Origin of the sequence: Nocardioides sp. (genome assembly GCF_014360585.1) — a bacterium.
In the GTDB taxonomy this organism is placed as follows: domain Bacteria; phylum Actinomycetota; class Actinomycetes; order Propionibacteriales; family Nocardioidaceae; genus Nocardioides.
Genome location: NZ_JACIXG010000159.1, coordinates 1 through 1,862 on the forward strand (window position 1 = coordinate 1; position 1,862 = coordinate 1,862).

The 1,862-nt window shown below is 65.5% G+C and carries 1 protein-coding gene; it reads left to right on the forward strand.

Features of this window, described 5'->3' with window-relative positions; translation table 11 throughout:
* Nucleotides 1–217 precede the first annotated feature (217 nt).
* A complete protein-coding gene (locus tag H5T77_RS25600; RefSeq protein ID WP_069389547.1) occupies nucleotides 218–1,627 on the forward strand; it encodes an IS1380 family transposase in 1,410 nt (469 codons plus the stop codon).
* Nucleotides 1,628–1,862: the final 235 nt, after the last annotated feature.

Below are 1,862 nucleotides of genomic sequence, written 5' to 3' on the forward strand. Positions count from 1 at the left end.
ACCTCCTGGCACAGCTCATCCTTGAACTCCTGGCTGAACCGCCTGCGTGATGCACTCACTGCTGGATCTCATTTCGGTAGGCCCCTCACTTTAAGCCTGGATCCACCGATGAGATGAACTTCTAGCGCGGTGTGGGAACGCGAGAATGCCCTTCTGAACTGGCAAGATACGACTTGCTTAAGGTCCGTATCGCCAATTCAAGAAGGGCATCCCGCAGATGCAACTATCTCACACTCTGCCCGTAAGCTTCGCGACGTTCGATGAGCCCAACCTCGTGTCGGGCGCCGGCCTCGTGCCGCTGATGAAACTCGCCGACCGGGCGGGCCTGCACCGGCTCGGTGACGAGCATCTGAGCGTGCCCACCGACAAGGGCTCCAACGGTGGAGTGAAACTGGCCTCGCTCGTGGCCGGGATGGCCGCAGGCGCGGATAGCATCGACGACATGGCCCTGCTGCGCCACGGGGCGATGGGCACACTCTTCGACCGCCCGTACGCCCCTTCGACGCTGGGATCGTTCCTGCGGCAGTTCACCTTCGGCCACGTCCGCCAAACCGATGCGATCGCCTCGCGGTTCGTGCGCGCACTGGCCGAACACACCGGACTGCTCGGTCATGAGTCGGACACCGGGACGGTGATGGTCGATATCGACGACACGATCGTGGAGGTCTACGGACACGCCAAGCAGGGCGCCTCGTTCGGCTACTCCGGGGTACGTGGCCTGAACGCGCTGCTGGCCACGGTCTCCACCGAGCAGGCTGCTCCGGTGATCGCCGCTCAACGGCTGCGCAAGGGCTCTGCCGGGTCCCCGCGAGGGGCTGCCCGGCTGGCCACCGACACGCTGGCACTGATCCGCCGCACCCACCTTCACGGCCGTGACGTGCTGGTCCGAGGCGATTCGGCGTTCTACTCCCACAGCATGGTCACCGCCTGCCTGGCCGCCGGAGCCGAGGTCTCGGTCACCGTACGCATGGACCCGGCGGTCAAACGTGCCATCGCCACCATCGACGACGACGCGTGGACCACGATCAACTACACCGACGCGATCTTCGACGAACACACCAACCGTTGGATCTCCCGCGCCGAAGTCGCCGAGGTCGACTTCACCGCATTCACCTCGAAGCCCAAGAACGACCAGGTGCCGGGTCGGCTCGTGGTGCGCCGTATCCCCGACCTGAATCCCAAGGCTGCAAGTGGGCAGGCGAGCCTGTTCGATACCTGGCGGTTCCATGCGTTCTTCACCACTACATCCGTAGAGCAGTACGACACAGTGGCGGCCGACAAGACCCACCGCGCACACGCGATCATCGAGAACGTCCACGCTGACCTGAAAGCCTCCGCGCTGGCGCACCTGCCCTCGGGCGTGTTCAACGCCAACGCCGCCTGGCTGACCTGCGCCGTCATGGCGTTCAACCTCACCCGCGCCGCCGCCACCCTGACCACAAGCTCGAGCCTGGCACGCGCGACGACCGCGACGATCCGCCGCAAACTCATCAACATCCCGGCCCGGATCGCCTCCTCAGCCCGGCGGCTCCGACTCCATCTACCCGAAAGCTGGCCATGGCAAACAGCCTGGCAGGCGCTCTACGACACCGTCTTCTCCCCGCGCCGGCCCAACGTGCCGATCTGACTCCCAACTCCAGCACCTACGACCAGGAACCAAAGTGGAAAGCCGGGCAGACCGGCGGACCTCACACGCCCTCCATACGGTCACGACCCACGACCATGCCAGCGACCGCCCCGGCTACTTCATCGGTGAATTGAGGCTTAGGGCCCCCACGGGCCTGTCGAACGTGGGCCACTACGTGGGGCCCGATCAACGAGCCCGTGCCGGGCGGTCAGGGGGCCGACGGGGTCGTCATCGG